Raw genomic sequence first — 20,870 nt, 5'->3', positions numbered from 1 at the left:
CCCGCGGGGCCCGGGGCGGCGGCGTCCGGCACCGACGCCGCCGCCCCGACCAGCCCACCATCCGCGATTCGATAATCTACATTATGTCAAGTAAACCGGATCGGGGCCTCCCCGGACCTCACTCCGCCACCGGATCGTCGAGCACCGCGGCCAACGCTCGCGCCTGCTCCTCGTGCGGCCCCGGCGCGAGCGACACCAGCGCCTTCCACAACGCCCAGCCGCTCGCCCGCCGCCACGCGTCCGCCGGCAACCCCACCGCGTCCCGGAACACCGCACGCTCGGCGCCCACGCACCACGTCCACGCCGGCACCAGATCGCAGGCCGGGTCGCCGACGCCGCACTGCCCGAAGTCGATCACCGCGGCGAGCCGCCCGTCCGCGACGAGCAGGTTGCCGGCGGAGACGTCGCCGTGGAACCACACCGGCGCGTCCGGCCAGGCCGACGTCAGCGCCCGCGCCCACACCGCCCGACAGGCGGCGGTGTCCACCCGGCCACCCAGCACCGCCAGGGCCTGCTCGACCTCGTCGCCGTAGACGCTCGGGTGACAGCCCCGGAACGCGGAGTGCCGGCCGGCGGCCGGGCCGCCCGCGGACGGGACCCGGCGCAGCGCGGCCAGCAGGCCGCCGAGGTCGCGCGCCACCGCGGCGCGGTCGAGGCCGCGGGCGGCGGCCAGGGTGTCGCCGGGCAGCCACCGTCGCACCGACCACGGGTACGGGTAGCCGGCGCCGGGCGCGCCGGTGGCGACCGGTTCGGGTACCGGCAGTGGCAGGTGGCGGGCCAGGATCGGCAGGCAGTGGTCCTCCTTGGCGATGCCTGGCGCGTAGCCCTCGGCGCTGGGCAGTCGGACCAGCAGCTCGCCGCCGAGGCGGAACGTCCGGTTGTCCCACCCCTGCCGGGTCACGGCGGTCACCGGCAGGTGCGCCCACCGCGGGAACTGCGCCGCGACGAGGGTGCGGACGAGCGTCTCGTCGATCTCCACCATGGGGCCCAGTCTGCGCTGCGCGGCAAGCGTTTTTCGGCCACTCTCCCCCGGGGCGACCACTGGCGGGAACGCGAGAATCATGCATAATATCCCTTATGCATGACAAACCGGACGAAACGGTAGGAACGTTGATCGGGGAGTTCCTGACCGCCCGGGCCACCCGCAAGCCCTCCCCCCACACCCTCGCCGCGTACCGGCGGGACCTGAACGCGGTGGCGGCGCTGGTCGCGGCGGACGGCGACGACGCCACTCCCCTCCCCCCGGGTCGGCTGCCGGTGGGCGCCCTGTCCCCCCGGGTGATGCGCGCGGCGTTCGCCCGCTTCGCCGCTCCCCGCGCCGCCGCCTCCGTCCACCGCGCCTGGTCCACCTGGAACAGCTTCTTCACGTTCCTGGTGGCCGAGGGCGTCGTACCGGGAAATCCGATGCCGGCGGTGGGGCGGCCCCGCACGCCGCTCCCCCGTCCCAAGCCGTTGCGCGGTGAGGACACCCCGGAGGAGTTGCTGGCGGCGGTGGCGCGGGCCGAGGGCCGGCAGCGTGACCCGTGGCCGGAGCGGGACCTGGCGGTGCTGGCGCTGGCGCTGTGCGCCGGGTTGCGCCTGTCAGAGCTGCTGGCGTTGCGGGTGTCGTCGGTGGCCGGGCGCGACGGTGAGCGGCGCGTCGACGTGGCGGGCAAGGGCGGGCGGCCGCGGACGGTGCCGATCGAGGCGGGCGTGGACCGGGTGTTGACCGGCTATCTGCAGAGCCGGCGATTGCGGTTCGGGCGGCGCAGCGTGCGGCCGGACGGGCCGTTCCTGGTGGATCGGGCGGGTGAGCCGTTGCGTCGCGGTGGCCTGCAGTATCTGGTGGAGTCGTGTTACCGGCGGGCGGGCATCGGTGACCGGGTGCCTCGGGGGGCGCGACTGCACGCGTTGCGGCACACGTTCGCGACGCGGTTGGCGGAGGACGGGGCGGGCGCGGCGGAGATCATGCGGCTGTTGGGGCACGCGTCGTTGGCGTCGTCGCAGACGTACATCGAGGTGACGGCGGGTCAGCAGCGGGCGGCGGTGGCGGCGAACCGCACGAATCGCGCGTTGTCGGGGCTGTCCGGTCTCTAGCGTGGCGCCGGCGGGGTGGTCGGGAAGTCGGCGTCACGGGAGAGGCGCTCGTTGGCCCGGATGTCGGCGGCCCGCTCGGCGAGGGTGGCGGTGACCGCGTCGAACGCGTCGCTGCCGAGGACGAGTCGGTGTGGTGGTGGGTCCTGGTTCATCGCCTCGACGACGGCGCGGGCGCCGCGCCGGGGGTCGCCGGGTTGCGCGCCGTGTTGGTCGATCATCGCGGTGCGGACCTGGTGCAGCATCGGCTGGTAGTCGTCGATGGTGTCGCGCGTCGGCTCGTCGGCGAAGCCGGCGTAGGCCTGGGTGCGGAAGGCTCCGGGTTCGACTGTCAGTACGCGGATGCCGAAGGGGGCCACCTCGTCGCGCAGCGCGTCGGTGAGTCCCTCGATCGCGTGTTTGGCGGCGCTGTAGTAGCCGAATCCGGTCACCGCGCGCAGGCCGGCGGCGGAGGACATGGTGACGATCCAGCCGGTGCCGCGGGCGCGCATGCCGGGCAGGGCTGCGCGGGTGACCGTCAGGACGGCGAAGAAGTTCAGTTCGAACATGTGTCGTACGTCGGAGTCGGGGGTGCCCTCGACGGATCCGTACCAGCCGCGTCCGGCGTTGTTGACCAGCACGTCGATGCCGCCGAATCGCGCCTCGGCGGCGGCGACGGCTTGTTGCGCCTGGGCGGGGTCGGTCACGTCCAGCGGCAGTACGAGGGTCCGGTCCGGCTGGGTGTCCGCCCAGTCGCGCAGCGGTTCGGTGCGTCGGGCGGTGAGCACCACCCGGTCGCCGGCGTCGAGGGCGGCTTCGGCGTAGGCCATTCCGAAGCCGCCGGGGCTGCCGCCGGTGATGAACCAGGTCCTCGCCGTCGGGGTCGGGGCGGTCACGGTTCGATCACCAGGCGGGCGATCAGCCCGTTGCGGAGGGTGAATCGGAAGTGCAGGTCGGCGGTGCCGCCGGGGAAGTCGCCTTCGAGGTGGTGCACGGCGTCGTAGTGCTGGTCGTCGAGCTTGGCGGCGGCGGTGAGTTCGGTGGTGAAGGTGTATTCGCCTGTCGATCGGGACAGCCAGGCGCGGATCTGCTCGGGTCCCTGGTGGGTGCGGCCTTCGTCGGTGACCGACGCGTCGGGCGTGAGGAGCGCGACGGCGGCGTCGAGGTCGCGCGCCTGGTGCGCGGTGAGGTATCGGGTGATCGTCTCGGGCAGTTCGTCGGGTGCGACGACGTCCGCTCGGGTCCAGTCGGTCGTGTCCATGTGCCCACCGTGAGGTCTCTCGTCGGGAGAGGGTCAAGTCGTCGGGTCTCCCGCGTGGGGAGGGTGCAGAGTGGGTGGTGTGCGGAAGGGTCTGACGATCGGTGAGTTCGCGACGGTCACCCACCTCAGCGTGCGGACGTTGCGTCGGTACCACGAGGCCGGCCTGTTGGAGCCGGAGAGTGTCGATCGGTTCACCGGGTACCGCTACTACGCTACGGAGCAGATCCCGACGGCGCAGGTGATCCACCGGTTGCGTGAGTTGGACGTGCCGTTGGCCGAGGTGAGGGCGATCCTGGCGACCGACGACCCGGATCGGCGTGCCGCTCTGGTCGCGGGGCACCTGCGTCGGCTGGAGGAGGCGTTGGAGCGTACCCGTGGGGCGGTCGTCGCGCTGCGGCGGCTGTTGGGGCCGGAGGACCGTGAGTTGCCGGTCGAGATGCGTTCGGTGCCCGGGGGTGCGGTCGCCGGTGTTCGGGGGGACGTGGAGTTGGCGCGGGCCGGTGCCTGGTACGACGGTGCGATGGCCGAGTTGGACGCGGCGTATCCGGTGGGCGAGCGGACCGGGCCGCCGGGCGGGCAGTACGCGAACGAGTTGTTCACCGGTGGCGTCGGTGCGGTGGTGGTGTACCGGCCGGTGCGTGACCCGCGTCCGTCGGGGCGGGTCGAGGTGGTCGACCTGCCGGCGGCGGAGTTCGCGGTTGCCGTGCACCGCGGGCCGCACGATGACATCGACGTGACGTACGGGCGGCTCGGGGCGTGGGTGGTCGGACACGCGCTGGCCGTTGACGGGCCGGTCCGGGAGACGTACCTGGTGGGGCCGCGTGACACCGACGTGCCGGCGGATTGGCGTACCGAGATCGGTTGGCCGGTCTTCCGCCTCTCCCCCGCCTGACTCTGCCGGGGTGGGCGTCATGCGCGGTTGAGGCCGAGCTGGGCGGCGACGTAGGCCAGGTGGTGGGAGGTGCCCCAGGCAAGCCACTGTGTGGCGGTGCCGGGTCCGGCGTGGCCGGCCGCCCGACGCGCGATCTGCTCGTCGCCCCAGGAGAAGCGTCGTCCGTCGGGCGGCCAGTGGTCGGCGGAGACCAGGGCCCGGCAGAGATCGTAGATGGCGCTGTTGCCTCTGCCGTCGCGTGCGGCGCGGTAGGTCCACCATGTGTCGCGGTCGGTGTAGCGGATGTTGGGTGCCGGCCCTCGCGCTCGCTGGTTCGTTCCGGGATGGGAGATGCCGTAGTCGGCGAACTGGATGCCGTGATCGTGGATCCGCTCCCAGAGTTCGAGGTCGCGACGCGTAGTGGGGTCACGGTGTTGGGCGGCAGATGGGACAGGCTCTGTGGCATCGCTCCCGCGGCGATGACGACGGCTTTCCAGGGGTGGTGCTGCGCCCAGGCGACGCACTTGCGGACGAGTGGTTCGACTCGCGCCAGGTCCCGCTCCGAACGCAGCTCGGCGACGTCGAGGAGGAGCACGCAGTTCTCGGTGTGCAGCTCGATGGCGGGCAGCACGCGGTGGAGACGGGTTTCGGCTTCGGCGGGGTCGGGGTCGGCGTGGTCGTCGCCGAGTCTTAGGACGGCGCCGCGGCCGTGCAGGGCGGCGGCGTCGCGGACGTCGGCCAGCCGGACGGGAGGGTCGTGCAGGTGCGCGACGGGCACCATGACGGTCCCCCACTGGTGCAGGTCTTCGGCGATGTCGTGGAGTGGTCGTCGGAGGCCGCTGCTGGGTTCGGGCAGGTGGCGGATGTCGACGGCGATGGTCATGTCGCGCGGGACGGTTCGTTGCGCGTGCTGAGCGAAGGTGTGGGCGTCGTGGATCGGTCCCCGCTCGGTGGCCGTCACATCGAAGACCGGGAGGATGTGTGGCGCGAGTTCGTCGTTGATGTGGTCGAGGGCCTCGAACTCGGCTCTGCGGCCCTTGAGGATCGGGTAGTAGCCAGCCATCACGCATCGCCCCACACGATTCGACGACAGTCATTACTATCGATATTGCACGCTGTGTGTCTGATCGGCAACGCCACGTATTCGGACGGGCGGCGGCGTGGGTGTCGGGCTGGCAGGATCGGCCGGATGCGGGTGGGTGCGGCGCGGGCGGTGGCGGTGGAATGGGTGCGGGAGCGGATGCGGGTCGATCCGTCGATCGAGGGGGCGTTGTTCAGCGGGTCGACGGTGGGGTTGCCGGACGACGCGGTGTTGCCGGTGTCGTCGGACGTGGACGTGTTGCTGGTGCGCGACTCCCCCGGCGCGAAGGTGGGCAAGTTCGTCCGTGGCGGGGTGCTGCTGGAGGTCAGCACGGTGACCTGGGCGCAGTTGGGTGGCCCGGAGGACGTGTTGGGGTCGTGGGTGTTCGCGCCGATGTTCCGTACCGATGGGGTGATCGCGGATCCGTCGGGGCGCTTGGCCGCCGTGCGGCGGCGGGTGGCGGCGGGGTTCGCGGATCCGGTGTGGGTGCGGCGGCGGTGCGCGGGCGTGCGGCGGCGGGTGGAGGACGGGCTGCGGGCGTTGGACGCGCGGGCGCCGTTGGCGGATCAGGTGTTGGCGTGGGTGTTTCCGACTTCGCTGGTGGCGGTGTGGCCGGCGGTGGCGGGGTTGGTGGATCCGACGGTGCGGCGGCGGTACGTGCGGGCGTCGGAGATGTTGGCGGGTCACGGGTTCGGTGGGCGGTATCCGGAGTTGTTGGCGACGTTGGACGGCGGTGGGGTGGGCGCGGGGCGGGTGCGGGAGCATCTGGCCGGGTTGGCGGTGGTGTTCGACGAGGTGGCGCGGCTGCCGCGGGAGGGTTTCGCGTTCGGGGCGGATCTGGGTGCGGCGGGGCGGCCGGTGGTGTTCGACGGCGGCGCGGAGTTGGTGGCGGCGGGGCGGCACCGGGAGGCGATGTTCTGGGTGCTGGTGACGTACGCGCGGTGTGACGCGGTGGTGGCGGCGGTGGCGCCGGAGCGGGCGCGGGTGGTGCGGCCGGGGTTCGAGGCGGTGTTGGCGGATCTGCGGGTGGTGTCGGCGGCGGACCGGCGGCGGCGCGCGGATGCGGTGTTGGCGTCGTTGCCGGCGTGGCAGGCGGTGGTGGATGCGGTGTCGCGGCGGGTTGTGGCAGGCTGAGGGGGACGCGACTGGCGGCACGGGGATGGGTGAACCATCGGGGAGCTCGTCGTGGGGGTCGACCGCCTGGGCCTCCGCGGGCGAGGTGTCGCATGTCTTCTTCTTCGTCGGTTTCCGTGGTGTCCGGTGCGACCGCGCGGCTGTTGCCGGGTGGGCCGGTGGCGGATGAGGTGTTGGCCGAGGTGGCCGCGTCGGTGGGGCGGCTGCGGGCCGCGGGGGTGACGCCGGCGTTGGCGACGGTGCTGGTGGGTGACGACGACGCGAGCGCGGGTTACATCCGGATCAAGCAGCGGCAGGCGGCGGAGTTGGGGTTCGCGTCGCCGCACGTGCATCTGCCGGCGTCGGCGTCGCAGGCGGATCTGCACGCGGTGCTCGCGGACTTCAACGCCGATTCCGGGGTGCACGGGGTGTTGGTGCAGCATCCGATCCCGGGGGGTCTGGACTACGACCGGGCGTTGGCCGAGGTGGATCCGGACAAGGACGTCGACGGGATGCATCCGGTGAACATGGGTCGGTTGGCGTTGGGGTTGCCGGGGCCGTTGCCGTGTACGCCGGCGGGGATCGAGGCGTTGCTGGCGTTCCACCGGGTGCCGGTGTCGGGCCGGGAGGTGGTGGTGCTGGGTCGGGGTGCGACGTTGGGTCGGCCGTTGGCGATGTTGTTGGCGCAGAAGCGGCCGACGGCGAACGCGGCGGTGACGGTGGTGCACACCGGGGTCGCGGACTGGCCTCGGTACACGCGGCGGGCGGAGATCCTGGTGGCGGCGGCGGGGGTGCCGGGGATCGTGCGGCCGGAGCATGTGCGCCCGGGTGCGGTGGTGGTCGGTGGTGGGGTGCGCTACGAGGGGCGGCGGTTGCTGCCGGACGTGGACGAGTCGTGTGCCCGGGTGGCGGGGGCGATCACGCCGCGCGTCGGTGGGGTGGGTCCGACGACGGTGGCGATGTTGTTCCGTAACGCGGTGCGGGCGGCGCAGCGGCAGACCGGGTTGGGGTGAGGTCTCAGCCGAGGTCGACGACGAGGGGCCGGTGGTCGGAGATGGTGGCCAGCGGGGTGTCGACGGCGGTGACGGGTGGGAGCCGGTCGAGGTGGTGGGGGTCGGCGAGGACGTGGTCGAGTTGGACGCGGGGTTGCCCGGCCGGGTAGGTGGCGCGGCGGGCCAGGGGCCGCCAGCGGGTGACGGTGGCGGCGGGGCCGGCGGGGAGGTTGAGGTCGCCGAGCAGGATCCGGGGGGCGGGTAGCGCGCGCAGGGCGCGCACGACGCGGCGCAGTTGCCAGATGTTCCAGCCGGGGACGAAGGACAGGTGGGTGGCGGCGACGGTGAGGGGGCCGTGGGGGGTGTCGAGGACGGCGGCGAGCACGACGCGGGGTTCGTCGCGGAGCAGGACGAGTCCGCCGCCGGGGCCGGGGACGTAGATGGGTGAGCGTACGGGTGCGGCGCGCAGCCGGGTGACGTGCCAGGTGCGCACGGGGTGGCGGCTGATGAGGCCGACGCCGTAGAGGGGTTCGCCGTGGCCGTCGTCGTCGTGGGTGAGGGGGCGGAACTGTTCGCCGGGGGTGCCGACGACGGCGGCGGCGAAGCGGTGGTGGTCGGCGCCGAGGGCGCGGGCGGCGAGGGCGGTGAGGTCGAGTTTGCCGCTGCGGGTCTGGTCGCGGTCGACTTCCTGCAGGGCGAGGACGTCGGCGTCGAGGGCGGTGACGGCGGCGGTGAGGCGGTCGGGGTCGACGAGCCCGTCGGTGAGGGAGCGGCCGTGCAGCAGGTTGAAGGTGGCCAGGCGCACCTGCACACCCTACGTCGCTCTGGCAGGCTGGCCGGGTGCTGAAGCTGCTGTGCTGTTCGATGCTGGTGTTCGTGGCGGTGGCGTGCGTGGGGATGTGGTTGCGGCGGCGTCGGGGCCGGTGAGGCTGGCCACAGCCGTTCTCGCCGGTGGCGGCGTGGTGGGCAGAATGCGCGGCGTGGATGCGTGGGCGTTGACGACGTTGCTGTGCGTGGCCGCGTTGGCGGGTTGGGTGGACGCGGTGGTGGGCGGCGGCGGGCTGCTGTTGTTGCCGGCGTTGTTGGTGGCGGCGCCGGGGGTGCCGGTGGCGACGGCGTTGGGGACGAACAAGTTGGCGGCGATCTTCGGTACGTCGACGGCGGCGGTGACGTATGCCCGGCGCACGAAGCTGGACTGGGCGGTGGCGGGGCCGGCGGCCGGGTTGGCGGTGGTGACCGCGGGTGTGGGTGCGGCGTTGGCGGGCGCGGTGCCGGCGGGGGCGTACCGGCCGGTGGTGTTGGTGGTGCTGGTGTCGGTGGCGGTGTTCGTGGTGACCCGGCCGCGGTTGGGCACGGTGGCGGTGCCGTCGCGGCGGACCCGGTCGCGGGTGGTGGCGGCGGTGCTGGTGGCCGGGCTGGGCATCGCGTTGTACGACGGGTTGGTCGGCCCGGGCACCGGGACGTTCCTGGTGTTGGCGTTCACCGCGTTGGTGGGCGCGGATTTCCTGCACGCCTCGGCGATGGCGAAGGTGGTGAACGCGGGGACGAACCTCGGCGCGTTGGTGGTGTTCGGGGTGAGCGGGCACGTGTGGTGGTGGTTGGGCGCGGCGATGGCGGTGTGCAACGTGGCGGGGGCGGCGGTGGGCGCGCGGATGGCGGTGCGTCGGGGCGCCGGGTTCGTGCGGGTGGTGCTGCTGGTGGTGGTGCTGGCGTTGGTGGCGCGGTTGGGCTATGACCAGTGGGTGGTGGGCTGAGGTGGCGGTGCGGGCGGAGCACGACCGGGCGGTGCTGGCCGGGCTGTTGGGGCGGGATCCGGTGTTGCACGCCTACCAGTTGGGTGATCTGGACGATTTCTTCTGGCCGTTCACGTCGTGGTTCCGCTCGGGCGACGAGGTGGTGTTGCTGTATCACGGGGTGGCGCCGCCGACGTTGTTGGCGTTCGCGGCGCCGCAGCGGGCGGCGGCGTTGGCGGAGTTGCTGACGCGGGTGGCGCCGGTGTTGCCGGCGCGGTTGTACGCGCACCTGTCCCCCGGGCTGATCGGGGCGCTGGCCGGGTCGTTCGACCACGTCCCGGGTGGGCGGCACCTTCGGATGGCGTTGACGGATCCGGGGCGGCTGGCGGGGGTGCCGGCGGCGGGCGAGGTGTTGGGGGCGGCGGACCTGCCGGAGTTGCTGCGGTTCTACGAGCGGGCGTATCCGGGGAACTGGTTCGACGCGCGGATGGTGGAGACCGGGCAGTACGTGGGGGTGCGCGACGGCGGTGAGCTGGTGGCGGTGGCGGGGGTGCACGTGTTCTCGCCGGCGTACGGGGTGGCGGCGTTGGGCAATGTGGCGACGGTGCCGCGGTGTCGGGGGCGGGGTCTGGGCGCGGCGGTGGTGGCGGCGTTGTGCGGGCGGCTGCGCGAGCGCGTCGGGCACGTCGTGTTGAACGTGAAGGCGGACAACACGGCGGCGGTGCGGTTGTACGAGCGGGTGGGGTTCACCCGGGTCGCCGACTACGACGAGTTCTCGCTGGTCGCCCGGGTGGGGTCAGCGGCCGCGGCTGGGTGAGTCGAAGCGCCCGGCGCGGATCTCGCGCAGCGCCTGGCGGCGGGTGTCGCCGCGCAGGGTGTCGACGTAGAGGCGGCCGCGCAGGTGGTCGGTCTCGTGTTGCAGGGCGCGGGCGAGGAAGCCGCTGCCGGTGATGGTGAGTGGTTCGCCGTGCTGGTCGTGGCCGTGGGCGGTGGCGTGCAGGGCGCGGGGGGTCGGGAAGTAGAGCCCGGGGATGGACAGGCAGCCCTCGTCGTCGTCGGAGAGTTCTTCGGACAGCTCCAGGGTGGGGTTGACGAGGTGGCCGCGGTGCCCGTCGGCGTCGTAGACGAACACCTGGGTGTTGACGCCGATCTGGGGTGCGGCGACGCCGGCGCGTCCGGGTGCGCCGAGCAGGGTGTCCATCAGGTCCTGCACGAGGGCGCGTAGGTCGGCGTCGAAGGTGGTGACCGGTTCGCTGGGGGTGCGCAGGACGGGGTCGCCGATGATCCGGATCGGGCGCATAGTCATGCCCGGAAGGTTATCCGTTGCTTACCGGGTGCGGGTGTCACCGGGCGGGTGGGAGCAGGCCGGTGTCGGCGATGCGCTCGCGTAGCGGGCGGCGGCGCAGCGCGTCGAGCACGGCGTACAGCTCGTCGGCCAGGGGCACGGGCAGTTCGGTGTCGAGCCGGCGTACGGCGGCGGCGGTGGCGGCCCATTCGGCTTCGACGGCGGGCAGCAGGGCGCGGGCCCGGTCGGTGAGGGTGACGATGCGGTGGCGGGCGTCGGCGCCGGGGGTGAGGGTGACCAGGCCGGCGTGGCGCATGCCGGCGACGGTCTGGCTGGCGGCGGAGTGGGTGACGCCGACGCGGGTGGCCAGGTCGCGGATGGGCAGCGGCCCGTCGGCGACGAGGACGCGCAGCACGGGTGAGTAGCGGGGCCGGTAGTCGGTGAGGCCGAGGCGGGCGTGCACGGCGGCGACGTCGGCGTCGAGGGTGTCCAGGACGTGGCGCAGCAGGGTGCCGAGGGCGTCGCGGTCGGGGGCGGTCACGTCCGCTAATGTAACAGCGCTGTTGTATCCGGTGGCGGGGAGGACCGCGGACATGTATCCACCGATCGAGCCGTACGCGTCGGGTCACCTGGACGTCGGTGACGGCCAGCGCGTGTACTGGGAGACCTGCGGCAACCCCGACGGGCGGGCGGCGCTGGTGGTGCACGGCGGTCCCGGCTCCGGCGCCGGCGCGTCGTGGCGTCACCTGTTCGACCCGGACGCCTACCGGATCGTGCTGTTCGACCAGCGCGGCTGCGGGCGCAGCACCCCGCCGGCGGCCGACCCGGCCACCGACCTGTCGGTGAACACCACCGGGCACCTGGTGGCCGACATGGAGGCGCTGCGGGAGCACCTGGGCGTCGAGCGGTGGCTGCTGTGCGGCGCCTCCTGGGGGTCGGCGTTGTCGCTGGCGTACGCCCAGGCCCACCCCGGGCGGGTCACCGCGCTGGTGCTGTTCAGCGTGGTGGCCAACACCCGGCGGGAGATCGAGTGGGTGACCCGGGACATGGGCCGGGTGTTCCCGCAGGAGTGGGCGCGTTTCCGCGACGGGGTGCCCGAGGCCGAGCGCGACGGTGACCTGGCCGCCGCGTACGCCCGGCTGGTCAACGACCCGGACCCGGCGGTGCGCGAGCGCGCGGCGCGCGACTGGTGCGCGTGGGAGGACGTGCACGTCTCCCTCGCCGGCGGCTACGCGCCCAGCCCCCGCTACGCCGACCCGGTGTTCCGCTACGGCTTCACCCGGCTGGTCACCCACCACTTCGCGAACCTGGGTTTCCTGCCCGACGGTCAGCTCCTGCGCGACGCCGGGCGCCTCGCCGGCATCCCGGGGGTGCTGATCCAGGGCCGCCTCGACGTCAGCGGGCCGCCGGACATCGCGTGGCGGCTGACCCAGGACTGGCCGGACGCCCGGCTGGAGATCGTCGAGACCGGCGGCCACGGCGGCGGGCACGGCATCGGCGAGCGGGTGGTCGCCGCGCTGGACGCGTTCGCCGCCTCCTGAACGCCCCGGCGGCCGGGGCCGGTCTCAGCCTGCGGCGAGCAGCGCCCGCACCGGGGCGGCCTTGGCGGCGGCCTCGGCCACCTCGGCGGCCGGGTCGCTGCCCCAGGTGATGCCGCCGCCGGCCCACAGGTGCAGCCGGTCGGCGTCGGCCGCGGCGGTGCGGATGGTCAACCCCAGGTCGAGCCGGTCCGGCGCGACCCAGCCGAGGGCGCCCATGCCGGCGCCGCGACCGACCGGCTCGAGGGCAGCGACCTCGGCGAGGGCGGCGTGCTTGGGCGCGCCGGTGACCGACCCGCCCGGGCACACCGCGCGCAGCAGGTCGGCCAGGCCCAGGCCGTCGGCGGGCGCCGCGGACACCGTCGACTCGGCCTGCCACAGGTCGCACCAGCGGCGTACGGCGAACAGCTCGTCGACGCGCACGCTGCCGGTGCGGGCCACCCGGGCCAGGTCGTTGCGTTCCAGGTCGACGATCATCACGTGCTCGGCGCGTTCCTTGGCCGAGGTGAGCAGCTCGCGGCGCCCGGCGGCGGTGGCCGGGCGGGTGCCCTTGATCGGGCGGGTGACCAGCCGGCCGTCCTGCACGGCGACGAGCGTCTCCGGGGAGGCGCAGCCCAGCGCCCAGCCGGGCCCGCTCAGGGTGCCGCCGTAGCGGGCGCCGGGCAGCGCGGCGAGGCGGGCCAGCGCCGGGCGCGGGTCGCCGGCGTACCCGGCCGTGGCGTGCCCGACGAGGTTGACCTGGTAGACGTCGCCGCGGGCGATGGCGGCGCGGACCGCCTCGACGGCGTCGGCGTGCGCGCCCGGGGTCCAGCTGTCGCGCCAGTCGGCCAGCCACCAGCCGCCCGCCGTCGCCGGTCGCCGCGGCGGCGGGTCGGCGTGCCGGTAGACGACCACGACCAGGTCGGGCAGCGCGGGCGCCGGGGTGGGCGCGCCGGTCGGTGCGCCGATGGCGTACGCGCCGGCGGCGGCGGACAGGAACAGCGCCGCCCCGCACACCCCGTCGGGGGCGTGCCGGCCGGGTCGGGTCAGGTCGTCGACGGGTACGCCGTGTGCGCCCAGGAAGCTCTGCGCCAGGTCGGCGGGGTCGCCGCCGTCGCCCAGGCGCCACTGCAGCCGGGCGGTCTCGACCAGTCGGGACCGGCAGGACCGCGGCGCGCCGGGCACATCGACCGGTACCTGTGGGAGCGCTTCCACGACGTCCGGGCGGTTCCGGCTCATCCGTTCAGCCGATTCTGGGTGAACAAGACGCATCCTTGCTCGATGCCGCGCGGTTTCGCTTGGTACTGTGCGTCACTGGTCATGTGAACCATGACACAGTGCCCCCACAGTCCGGAGAACCCGATGTGTCAGCACCAGCCCACCTGCCCCTCCGCCGACGCGACCGACCGCGAAGCCGCCCGCGTCCTCGCCTGCTTCCCTGAGCAGGGCTGGAGCCTGCTCTGCAACGGCGTCATCGTCTTCGAGGACACCGGTGAGCTGCTCCCCGACGGGCGGACCATCGCCCCGCACCGGGGACCGGCCCGCCACGCCCTCGTCGCCTGAGCGATCACGCAGCGTCAGTGAGCGTACGCGCCGGCGGTGACCGTCGGCGCGCCGGCCGGGGCGGCGATCCACCCACCGCCCCGGCGCGATGCGCTCAGTCCTCCTCGAACGCCTCCGGCGCGGGGCACGAGCACACCAGGTTCCGGTCGCCGTACGCGCCATCGACCCGCCGCACCGGCGGCCAGTACTTCCCCGCCCGCTCCGTCCCACCCGGGTAGGCGCCCACCGACCGCGGGTACGGGTGCGGCCACTCGTCGGCGGACACCATCGCCGCGGTGTGCGGCGCGTTGGACAGGGGGTTGTCCCCCGCCGGCCACCGCCCCGCCGCCACCTCGTCGATCTCCGCGCGGATGGCGATCATCGCGTCGCAGAACCGGTCCAACTCGGCCAGGTCCTCGCTCTCGGTCGGCTCCACCATCAGCGTGCCGGCCACCGGGAACGACATCGTCGGGGCGTGGAAGCCGTAGTCGATCAGCCGCTTCGCCACGTCGTCGACGCTGACCCCGCTGGCCTTCGTCAACGGCCGCAGGTCCAGGATGCACTCGTGCGCCACCAGGCCCTTGTTGCCGGCGTACAACACCGGGAAGTGCTGCCGCAGCCGCGCCGCCACGTAGTTCGCCGCCAGCACCGCCACCGCGGTGGCGCGGGCCAGCCCGTCCGCGCCCATCATCCGCAGGTACGCCCACGGGATCGGCAGGATCCCCGCCGACCCGTAGCGGGCCGCCGAGATCGCCGGCCGCCCGTCGACGTGCCCGCCGACCGGGTCGCCGGGCAGGAACGGCGCCAGGTGCGCGCGCACCGCCACCGGCCCCACGCCCGGGCCGCCGCCGCCGTGCGGAATGCAGAACGTCTTGTGCAGGTTCAGGTGCGACACGTCCGCCCCGAAGCGCCCCGGCTTGGCGAACCCGACCAGCGCGTTGAGGTTCGCCCCGTCGACGTACACCTGACCGCCGGCGTCGTGGACCTTCGCGCACAACTGCGCGATGCCCGTCTCGTACACCCCGTGCGTCGACGGGTACGTCACCATGATCGCGGCCAGGGCGTCCCGATGCTTGTCGATCTTCGCGTCGAGGTCGACCAGGTCGACGTTGCCGTCGGCGTCGCAGCCGACCACGACCACCCGCATCCCGGCCATCACCGCCGACGCGGCGTTGGTGCCGTGCGCCGACGACGGGATCAGACACACGTCGCGGTGTGCCTCGCCCCGGTCCCGGTGGTAGGCGCGGATCGCCAGCAGCCCGGCCAGCTCGCCCTGCGACCCGGCGTTGGGCTGCACGCTGACCGCGTCGTAGCCGGTCACCTCCGCCAGCCACCCCTCCAACTGGGCGATCAGCCGCCGGTAACCGGCGGTCTGCGCCTCGGGCGCGAACGGGTGCAGGTGCGCGAACTCCGGCCAGGTCACCGGTTCCATCTCGGTGGTGGCGTTGAGCTTCATCGTGCACGACCCCAACGGGATCATGCCCCGGTCCAGCGCGTAGTCGAAGTCGGCCAACCGCCGCAGGTAGCGCAGCATCGCCGTCTCGGAGTGGTGGGTGCCGAACACCGGGTGGGTGAGGAAGTCCGACGTACGCGCCAGCGCGGCCGGCAACGCCGCGTCGACGTCGCCGTCGACACCGTCGACACCGAACGCCGCCCACACCGCCGCGACATGCGCCGCCGTGGTCGTCTCGTCGCAGGACACCCCGACCCGGTCGGCGTCGACCAGCCGCAGGTTCACGTTGCGCGCCGCCGCGGCGGCCACCACCTGCGCCGCCCGCCCCGGCACCGTCGCGGTGACGGTGTCGAAGAACGCCACGTCCGCCACCTGCACGCCGCCGGCGCGCAACCCGGCCGCCAACCGGGCCGCCGCCTCATGGGTACGCCGGGCGATGGCGCGCAGCCCGTCCGGGCCGTGGTAGACCGCGTACATGCCGGCCATCACGGCCAGCAGCACCTGCGCGGTGCAGATGTTGCTGGTCGCCTTCTCCCGCCGGATGTGCTGCTCGCGGGTCTGCAACGCCAACCGGTAGGCCGGGTTGCCGTCGGCGTCGCGCGACACCCCGACGAGGCGGCCGGGCAGCATCCGCTCCAGCCCGGCGCGCACCGCCAGGTAGCCGGCGTGCGGGCCACCGAAGCCCATCGGCACGCCGAAACGCTGCGTGGTGCCGGCGGCGATGTCCGCGCCGATCTCCCCCGGCGGGCGCAGCAGCGTCAATGCCAGCAGGTCCGCCGCGACCGTGACCAGGGCCCCGGCGTCGTGCGCGGCGGCGACCAGCGGGGCGTGCTCGCGCACCGCCCCGGACGCGCCCGGGTACTGCAGGTGCACGCCGAAGAACTCCGCCGGCAGCGCCTCGGCGTCCAGGTCGAGCACCCGCACCTCGATGCCCAGCGGCTCGGCGCGCCCGGCGATCACCGCGATCGTCTGCGGCAGCGCGTCGGCGTCCACCACGTACACCGGGCTCTTGCTCTTGCTCGCGCGGCGCGCGAGGGTCATCGCCTCGGCCGCGGCGGTGCCCTCGTCGAGCATCGACGCGTTCGCCGTCGCCAACCCGGTCAGGTCGGTGACCATGGTCTGGAAGTTCAGCAGCGCCTCCAGCCGGCCCTGGCTGATCTCCGGCTGGTACGGCGTGTACGCGGTGTACCAGGCGGGGTTCTCCAGCACGTTGCGGCGGATCACCGCCGGGGTGTGCGTGCCGTGGTAACCCAGGCCGATCATCGACACGGCGACGGTGTTGTCGGCCGCGAGGGCGCGCAGCTCGGCGATCGCCTCCCGCTCGCCGGCCGGCGCCGGCAGGTCCAGGGTGCCGTGCCAGCGGATCACCTCGGGGATCGCCGCGTCCATCAGCTCGTCGACGGAGCTGTAGCCGACGGCCTCCAACATCCGGCGCTCGTCGTCCGGCCCGGGGCCGATGTGCCGGTCGGCGAACTGCTCTGCGGTCATGCGCGGCGCTCCTTGCGGGGGCGAGGTCGACGGGTCGGCCTCCCCCTGAGTCGCGCTGACGCGCTCCACAGCGCCTGCCCACGTGGTCCTTTTGCCTGAGAGGTTCCGGGGAGAATCTGCCCCTTCGGCGCCGTCTGCTCGACGGTCTCTCCCACGTGGGTGGTACCGGCACCCTCCACGCTACCAGCGGCGGTGTTTCCGGCTCATGTCCCGGGGGTGATCACACCGGCGCGGGCGCCGCCGCCGTCAGCCGGGCCGCCACGGCCGTCAGGGTGGCGCCCAGCGGCGCGTCGAGGCGCAGTGTGGCGTAGCCGTCGCCGCGCGTCGCGCCCTGGTTGACGATGCCCACCGCGATGCCGTGCTTCGCCGCGCGCAGCACGAACCGCCGACCCGACATGACCGTCAACGACGAGCCGAGCACCAGCAACGCCCGCGCCCGCTCGACCAGGGCGAAACAGTCCGCCACCCGGGTGGCGGGCACCGTCTCGCCGAAGAACACCACGTCCGGTTTCAGCATGCCCGCGCCGCACACCGCGCAGTCGACGGTGCGGAACCCGGCCACCGCGTCGTCGGGCAGGTCCACGTCGCCGTCGGGGTTGACGTGCGCCACCGCCGCGTCGAACCCCGGGTTGGCCTCGCTGAGACGCCGGTGCAGCTCCGCCCGGCCGGTGGCGTTGCCGCAGTCCAGGCACGTCACCTCGTCGAGGCGCCCGTGCAACTCGATCACCTGAGTCGCGCCGGCCGCGGTGTGCAACCCGTCGACGTTCTGGGTGATGATCCCGCCGAGCAGCCCGGCCTGCTGCAACCGGGCCACCGCCCGGTGCCCGTCGTTGGGCGCCGCCCCGGCGATGGTGCGCCACCCCAGGTGGCTGCGCGCCCAGTAGCGCCGCCGCGCGTCCGGATCCCGGGTGAACGCCTGGTAGGTCATCGGGGTGTGCCGCCGCGCCGCGCCGCTGGGCCCCCGATAGTCCGGGATGCCCGACTCGGTGGACAGCCCCGCACCGCTGAGCACCACCACGTCCCCGGCGGCCACCAGCCGCGTCAACGCCTCCAACGCATCACTCACCCCACCATGCTGCCTCGCCCACCCCCGCACCTCCCACCCCCACGCCTCACCCCCCCTCGTCGATCATGAGGTTGGCCGGCGGTCCGCGCGGCATGTCGCACCGCCAACCTCATGATCGACCCGGTCGGTTCACCCGGCTCGGCGCACGGTGGCGCGCTACGTTGACGGCATGCGCGTCGTCATCGCCGGAGGCCACGGAAAGATCGCCAAACTGCTGGAGCGGGAACTCGCCGGGCGCGGCGACACCGCCGTCGGGTTGATCCGCAACCCCGAGCACGCTGCCGCGCTGCGCGCCGCCGGCGCCGAACCGGTCGTCTGCGACCTGGAACACACCGACGTCGACACCCTCGCCGCCCACCTCGACGGCGCCGACGCGGTCGTGTTCGCCGCCGGCGCCGGCCCCGGCAGCGGCGCCGACCGCAAGGACACCGTCGACCGCGGCGCCGCCGTGCTGCTCGCCGACGCCGCCGTCCGCGCCGGCGTCCGCCGCTACCTGCTGGTCTCCTCGATGGGCGTGGACAACCCGCCCGCACCCGACACCGACGACGTCTGGGCCGCCTACCTGAAGGCCAAGAAAGCCGCCGAGGACGACGTCACCGGCCGCGACCTCGACGTCACCGTGCTGCGCCCCGGCCGGCTCACCGACGACGAACCCGCCGGCCGGATCACCCTGGCCCGGCCCGTCACACCCGGCGCGGTCAGCCGCGCCGACGTCGCCCGGGTGCTGCTGGCCCTGCTCGACGCACCCGACACCGCCGGGCACACCGTCGAACTCGTCGCCGGCGACACCCCCATCGCCCAAGCCGTCGCCGGCATGTAAGGAAGGGCCCCTTCTTAACGCCTGGCGTCGAGAAGGGGCCCCCTCTCACCCTCAGCGCTGGTGACGCGGCAACGCCGGCTGCGCCTCCCCGGCGCCCACCGACGGGGCCTCCCGGGCGATGCGCTCCATCGTGCGCGCCAACTGCTCGCTGCCGTCGTCGAGGTGCCGCGCCGCCGCCCGCATGTGCGACATCATCATCTCCCCGAAGATCCGCAACGCCTCCCGCGTGGCCACCGAATCGTCCGCGTTGCCACCGGCCGCGCTGCGATACTCCATCACCGCCCGCTCGGCCTCCTGCTTCGCCTCCTCCGCCGCCGCCCGCAGGTAACTCTCGTACTGCGTACGCGCGTACTCGGCGACCCGCCGGGCGTAGTCGTGGGCCTGCGCGATGATCTGCTCGGCCTCCCGCTGCGCCGCCGACAACAGGTTGACCTCCTTCGCCGCCGGCATCACCGGCTTGTCGGCGCTCGGGATCACCCCGTGCCGGTGCAGTTCCAGATGGTCGTTGAGCCGCTCGTTCTCCGCCCGCAGGTTCGCCACCTGCGCGGCCAGCAGATCCAACTCGTCGGCCACCTGCATCCGGAACCGGTCCACGTCGGCCTGCTCGTAGCCGCGGCGGGTGAACGCCGCCGCCCCGAACTCCCACCGCCGCACCCGATCCGAGGTCAGCCGCACCTGCACCGGCCCGGACACCTGCTGCGCGTCGTAACCGCTGATCGGAGTCGCACTCACCGGAAACCTCCGTCAGGGGTGGTCACGGTACGCCACGTCGGCCCGTACCAATGCTTACCGAAACCCTCATGGTGCAGCTGACCCGGCTGGTAGCCGGCACCTGTCAACGCCGCCACCGAATGGCCCACCATCTCGTCGGACCCGCACACGTACACATGCCGCGACCGCCAGTCCCCGTCGGCCAGCACCCGATCGACCACCCGCGCCACCTCACCCGGACGCCGCGGATCCGACCCCGTCACGTACGACACCCGCAGCCACGGATGCGACGCCGCCACCTTGTCGATCGCCTCGCTGTCGTAGAACTCCGTACGCGAGCGGGCCCCCACGTACAGGTCCACCTGCCGCCCCGAACCCTCCGCCGCGACCTGCTCCACCAACGCCTTCAGCGGCGCCCAACCGGTGCCCCCGGCCAACAGCAGCAGATCCGACGAACCGGCCGGCCGCAACGTCAACCGGTCCCCCACCGGCGCCGCCAGATGGATCTGGTCACCCGCCGCGCACCCGTACACCAGCCGCGACGACACCGCCCCACCCGGCGCCGCCCGCACGTGCAGCTCCACCGTCCCGTCCGGACGGGGCGCGTTCGCCGGCGAGTAGTACCGCCACGACCGCACCGCCGGATGCGACACCCCGATCGACTGCCCCGGCGTGAACGGCAACAGGTACTGCGGCCGCACCGTCACCACCGCCACGTCGAACGTGCGCCGCTCGTGCGCCAGCACCTCCGCCGCCCACCACGGCGGGGAATGCGCCTCCGCCGCCTGCGCGGCCTCCGTCATCACCTGCGCGACCAACCCGTACGCCGCCGCCCAGTCCGCGGCCAACTCGTCGGACCACGCCGCGCCGCTGAAGTGCCGCAACGTCTCCAGCAGCGCCCCACCCACCGCCGGATAGTGCTCGGCGCGCACCGCGAACTTGCGGTGGTCGGCGCCGAGCTGCTGCAGGAACCCCACCAACCGGTCCACCTGGTCCACGTGCGACACGATGTGCCCCAACGCGGACACCAGCCGGTCCCGCTGCCCGGCCATGTTGGTCGGGAACATCTGCCGGGTCTCCGGATGCGCCAGGAACAACGTCGAATAGAAGTAGAGCGGCACCTGGTCGCCGTGCCCGGCCACCAGCGACCAGCTCTGCTTGAGCCGTGCCGCGTCCACGCTCAGGCGTTCCCCGCCGACACGACCTGGTCCCGCACCTGACCGAGCACGACCTGCACGTCGGCGATCACGTCCGCCGGCACACCCAACTCCACCAACGTCGCCGTCAGGTGCTCGCCGACCTTCGCGTAGTGCGCGCCCGCAATGTTCAACGGCTGGTGCGCCTCCGCCAGCCCCCGCCCCGCGTACTCGTTCGGCCCGCCCAACACCACCGCCAGCATCAACGCCAGGTGCCGCCGCTGCTCGGCCATGTCCACACCGGTGAAGTAGCCGGCCAGGTCCGGGTCCGCCAACACCTTGTCGTAGAACAGCTCCACCGCGGCCTTCACCGCCGCCGCGCCGCCGATGCGCTCGTAGTGGGAGATCGGCGTGGTCTCGCTCGTCACCGTCATGCTCGGTCCTTCCGCCAGGGGACCGCGGCAGCGCCGCGGCAGGGGCATCGCCAGCCGGCCCGGCGTCACACACCGTGACGTCGACGCGCCGACGACCGAGACGGACCATAGCGCCTCCGCCGCCACAGTTCACGCGTGCCCTATCGGCGTCCCGACAACCCTCAACTACGGAAAGTCAAGGAACCGGCCCGATCCGGTGGACGCGGCGCACGCACCCCACCACAGCCGGTCAAACCGGCCCGCGTACCGTCTCTTTCGGACACTGCGCGGCCACCCACCGCCACCTGCGCACACCCGCCCCACCACGCACGCCCG

At 73.6% G+C, this 20,870-nt stretch carries 21 protein-coding genes, 1 pseudogene and 2 riboswitches; of the genes and pseudogenes, 9 read left to right on the top strand and 13 right to left on the bottom strand.

Annotated features, from left to right (window positions below; all coding sequences use genetic code 11):
• Positions 1-118: 118 nt before the first annotated feature.
• On the bottom strand, positions 119-982 hold the full coding sequence (locus O7598_RS13940; protein WP_269691767.1) for an aminoglycoside phosphotransferase family protein: 864 nt from the start codon (positions 980-982) through the stop codon (positions 119-121).
• 95 nt (positions 983-1,077) lie between these two features.
• Between O7598_RS13940 and O7598_RS13935 the strand changes: the two genes are divergently transcribed.
• Positions 1,078-2,076, top strand: coding sequence for a tyrosine-type recombinase/integrase (locus tag O7598_RS13935; RefSeq protein ID WP_269691766.1), 999 nt, complete (start codon positions 1,078-1,080; stop codon positions 2,074-2,076).
• Here O7598_RS13935 and O7598_RS13930 read toward each other — a convergent pair.
• On the bottom strand, positions 2,073-2,948 hold the full coding sequence (locus O7598_RS13930) for an oxidoreductase (protein ID WP_269691765.1): 876 nt from the start codon (positions 2,946-2,948) through the stop codon (positions 2,073-2,075). The two genes, O7598_RS13935 and O7598_RS13930, sit on opposite strands and share 4 nt — an antisense overlap.
• A complete protein-coding gene (locus O7598_RS13925; RefSeq protein ID WP_269691764.1) occupies positions 2,945-3,313 on the bottom strand; it encodes a nuclear transport factor 2 family protein in 369 nt (122 codons plus the stop codon). Before O7598_RS13925 ends, O7598_RS13930 begins: the two co-directional genes overlap by 4 nt.
• A 79-nt stretch (positions 3,314-3,392) precedes the next feature.
• Here O7598_RS13925 and O7598_RS13920 point away from each other — a divergent pair, with 79 nt between their 5' ends.
• Positions 3,393-4,205 (top strand): MerR family transcriptional regulator, encoded by an 813-nt coding sequence (locus O7598_RS13920; protein WP_269691763.1) that lies wholly within the window; start codon positions 3,393-3,395, stop codon positions 4,203-4,205.
• Between the two features lie 17 nt (positions 4,206-4,222).
• On the opposite strand, the pseudogene O7598_RS31445 reads toward O7598_RS13920, so the two are convergent.
• A pseudogene (locus O7598_RS31445) lies at positions 4,223-5,247 on the bottom strand (beta family protein).
• A 126-nt stretch (positions 5,248-5,373) separates the two neighbouring features.
• Here O7598_RS31445 and O7598_RS13910 point away from each other — a divergent pair.
• Together O7598_RS13910 and O7598_RS13905 are read left to right on the top strand one after the other, a co-directional pair.
• Complete coding sequence (locus tag O7598_RS13910) at positions 5,374-6,399, top strand: hypothetical protein (RefSeq protein WP_442929854.1); 1,026 nt, start codon at positions 5,374-5,376, stop codon at positions 6,397-6,399.
• Positions 6,397-6,478, top strand: a riboswitch (ZMP/ZTP riboswitch). It overlaps the preceding gene by 3 nt.
• A gap of 13 nt (positions 6,479-6,491) precedes the next feature.
• Complete coding sequence (locus tag O7598_RS13905; RefSeq protein ID WP_269691760.1) at positions 6,492-7,391, top strand: bifunctional 5,10-methylenetetrahydrofolate dehydrogenase/5,10-methenyltetrahydrofolate cyclohydrolase; 900 nt, start codon at positions 6,492-6,494, stop codon at positions 7,389-7,391.
• Between the two features lie 4 nt (positions 7,392-7,395).
• Here the strand turns inward: O7598_RS13905 and O7598_RS13900 are convergent, their stop codons facing one another.
• On the bottom strand, positions 7,396-8,175 hold the full coding sequence (locus O7598_RS13900) for an endonuclease/exonuclease/phosphatase family protein (RefSeq protein ID WP_269691759.1): 780 nt from the start codon (positions 8,173-8,175) through the stop codon (positions 7,396-7,398).
• Positions 8,176-8,341: 166 nt separating this feature from the next.
• On the opposite strand from O7598_RS13900, the gene O7598_RS13895 reads away from it, so the two are divergent.
• Entirely contained in the window at positions 8,342-9,124 is a 783-nt protein-coding gene (locus O7598_RS13895) for a sulfite exporter TauE/SafE family protein (RefSeq protein ID WP_269691758.1), read from the top strand.
• Complete coding sequence (locus O7598_RS13890; protein ID WP_269691757.1) at positions 9,102-9,920, top strand: GNAT family N-acetyltransferase; 819 nt, start codon at positions 9,102-9,104, stop codon at positions 9,918-9,920. The genes O7598_RS13895 and O7598_RS13890 overlap by 23 nt, the downstream gene beginning before the upstream one ends.
• Here O7598_RS13890 and def read toward each other — a convergent pair.
• Positions 9,900-10,409, bottom strand: a complete 510-nt coding sequence (gene def, locus O7598_RS13885; RefSeq protein WP_269691756.1) for a peptide deformylase — start codon at positions 10,407-10,409, stop codon at positions 9,900-9,902. The genes O7598_RS13890 and def overlap by 21 nt on opposite strands.
• Before the next feature lie 37 nt (positions 10,410-10,446).
• Entirely contained in the window at positions 10,447-10,983 is a 537-nt protein-coding gene (locus O7598_RS13880; RefSeq protein WP_269691755.1) for a MarR family winged helix-turn-helix transcriptional regulator, read from the bottom strand.
• Here O7598_RS13880 and pip point away from each other — a divergent pair.
• Complete coding sequence (pip, locus tag O7598_RS13875) at positions 10,982-11,929, top strand: prolyl aminopeptidase (protein WP_269691754.1); 948 nt, start codon at positions 10,982-10,984, stop codon at positions 11,927-11,929. The genes O7598_RS13880 and pip overlap by 2 nt on opposite strands.
• 24 nt (positions 11,930-11,953) lie before the next feature.
• Here pip and O7598_RS13870 read toward each other — a convergent pair whose 3' ends face one another.
• The gene (locus O7598_RS13870) at positions 11,954-13,144 is read right to left on the bottom strand and encodes a chorismate-binding protein (RefSeq protein WP_269691753.1); all 1,191 of its coding nucleotides are present in this window, start codon (positions 13,142-13,144) and stop codon (positions 11,954-11,956) included.
• A 123-nt stretch (positions 13,145-13,267) separates the two neighbouring features.
• Here O7598_RS13870 and O7598_RS13865 point away from each other — a divergent pair, with 123 nt between their 5' ends.
• Positions 13,268-13,468, top strand: a complete 201-nt coding sequence (locus tag O7598_RS13865) for a DUF5999 family protein (protein WP_013286363.1) — start codon at positions 13,268-13,270, stop codon at positions 13,466-13,468.
• 94 nt (positions 13,469-13,562) lie between these two features.
• Here O7598_RS13865 and gcvP read toward each other — a convergent pair whose 3' ends face one another.
• Both gcvP and O7598_RS13855 read right to left on the bottom strand, forming a co-directional pair.
• A complete protein-coding gene (gcvP, locus tag O7598_RS13860) occupies positions 13,563-16,388 on the bottom strand; it encodes an aminomethyl-transferring glycine dehydrogenase (protein ID WP_269691752.1) in 2,826 nt (941 codons plus the stop codon).
• Between the two features lie 73 nt (positions 16,389-16,461).
• Positions 16,462-16,552, bottom strand: a riboswitch (glycine riboswitch).
• A gap of 56 nt (positions 16,553-16,608) precedes the next feature.
• Positions 16,609-17,454, bottom strand: a complete 846-nt coding sequence (locus tag O7598_RS13855; protein ID WP_269691751.1) for an NAD-dependent protein deacetylase — start codon at positions 17,452-17,454, stop codon at positions 16,609-16,611.
• A gap of 169 nt (positions 17,455-17,623) precedes the next feature.
• Here O7598_RS13855 and O7598_RS13850 point away from each other — a divergent pair, with 169 nt between their 5' ends.
• Complete coding sequence (locus O7598_RS13850; protein ID WP_269691750.1) at positions 17,624-18,274, top strand: NAD(P)H-binding protein; 651 nt, start codon at positions 17,624-17,626, stop codon at positions 18,272-18,274.
• A gap of 51 nt (positions 18,275-18,325) precedes the next feature.
• Here O7598_RS13850 and O7598_RS13845 read toward each other — a convergent pair whose 3' ends face one another.
• Genes O7598_RS13845 through O7598_RS13835 form a run of 3 tightly spaced genes read right to left on the bottom strand, consistent with a single transcriptional unit; the run spans position 18,326 to position 20,555 of the window.
• A complete protein-coding gene (locus O7598_RS13845; protein ID WP_269691749.1) occupies positions 18,326-19,006 on the bottom strand; it encodes a DivIVA domain-containing protein in 681 nt (226 codons plus the stop codon).
• The gene (locus O7598_RS13840) at positions 19,003-20,163 is read right to left on the bottom strand and encodes a globin domain-containing protein (protein WP_269691748.1); all 1,161 of its coding nucleotides are present in this window, start codon (positions 20,161-20,163) and stop codon (positions 19,003-19,005) included. Before O7598_RS13840 ends, O7598_RS13845 begins: the two co-directional genes overlap by 4 nt.
• A gap of 2 nt (positions 20,164-20,165) precedes the next feature.
• Positions 20,166-20,555: a group I truncated hemoglobin gene (locus tag O7598_RS13835; RefSeq protein WP_269691747.1), complete on the bottom strand. Its 390-nt coding sequence runs from the start codon at positions 20,553-20,555 to the stop codon at positions 20,166-20,168.
• Positions 20,556-20,870: the final 315 nt, after the last annotated feature.

The sequence above is a fragment of the Micromonospora sp. WMMC241 genome, from assembly GCF_027460165.1.
Taxonomy (GTDB): Bacteria; Actinomycetota; Actinomycetes; order Mycobacteriales; family Micromonosporaceae; genus Micromonospora; species Micromonospora humi.
This window is presented reverse-complemented; position numbering and strand designations above follow the sequence as displayed.

Excerpts from the sequence above, each read along its gene's own strand:
- O7598_RS13850 (WP_269691750.1), top strand. The coding sequence starts at position 17,624 with ATGCGCGTCGTCATCGCCGGAGGCCACGGAAAGATCGCCAAACTGCTG.
- gcvP (WP_269691752.1), bottom strand. The coding sequence starts at position 16,388 with ATGACCGCAGAGCAGTTCGCCGACCGGCACATCGGCCCCGGGCCGGAC.
- O7598_RS13910 (WP_442929854.1), top strand. The coding sequence starts at position 5,374 with ATGCGGGTGGGTGCGGCGCGGGCGGTGGCGGTGGAATGGGTGCGGGAG.
- O7598_RS13935 (WP_269691766.1), top strand. The coding sequence starts at position 1,078 with ATGCATGACAAACCGGACGAAACGGTAGGAACGTTGATCGGGGAGTTC.
- O7598_RS13870 (WP_269691753.1), bottom strand. The coding sequence starts at position 13,144 with ATGAGCCGGAACCGCCCGGACGTCGTGGAAGCGCTCCCACAGGTACCG.
- O7598_RS13905 (WP_269691760.1), top strand. The coding sequence starts at position 6,492 with ATGTCTTCTTCTTCGTCGGTTTCCGTGGTGTCCGGTGCGACCGCGCGG.
- O7598_RS13835 (WP_269691747.1), bottom strand. The coding sequence starts at position 20,555 with ATGACGGTGACGAGCGAGACCACGCCGATCTCCCACTACGAGCGCATC.
- O7598_RS13940 (WP_269691767.1), bottom strand. The coding sequence starts at position 982 with ATGGTGGAGATCGACGAGACGCTCGTCCGCACCCTCGTCGCGGCGCAG.
- O7598_RS13865 (WP_013286363.1), top strand. The coding sequence starts at position 13,268 with ATGTGTCAGCACCAGCCCACCTGCCCCTCCGCCGACGCGACCGACCGC.
- pip (WP_269691754.1), top strand. The coding sequence starts at position 10,982 with ATGTATCCACCGATCGAGCCGTACGCGTCGGGTCACCTGGACGTCGGT.
- O7598_RS13890 (WP_269691757.1), top strand. The coding sequence starts at position 9,102 with ATGACCAGTGGGTGGTGGGCTGAGGTGGCGGTGCGGGCGGAGCACGAC.
- O7598_RS13880 (WP_269691755.1), bottom strand. The coding sequence starts at position 10,983 with ATGTCCGCGGTCCTCCCCGCCACCGGATACAACAGCGCTGTTACATTA.
- def (WP_269691756.1), bottom strand. The coding sequence starts at position 10,409 with ATGACTATGCGCCCGATCCGGATCATCGGCGACCCCGTCCTGCGCACC.
- O7598_RS13895 (WP_269691758.1), top strand. The coding sequence starts at position 8,342 with ATGCGCGGCGTGGATGCGTGGGCGTTGACGACGTTGCTGTGCGTGGCC.
- O7598_RS13925 (WP_269691764.1), bottom strand. The coding sequence starts at position 3,313 with ATGGACACGACCGACTGGACCCGAGCGGACGTCGTCGCACCCGACGAA.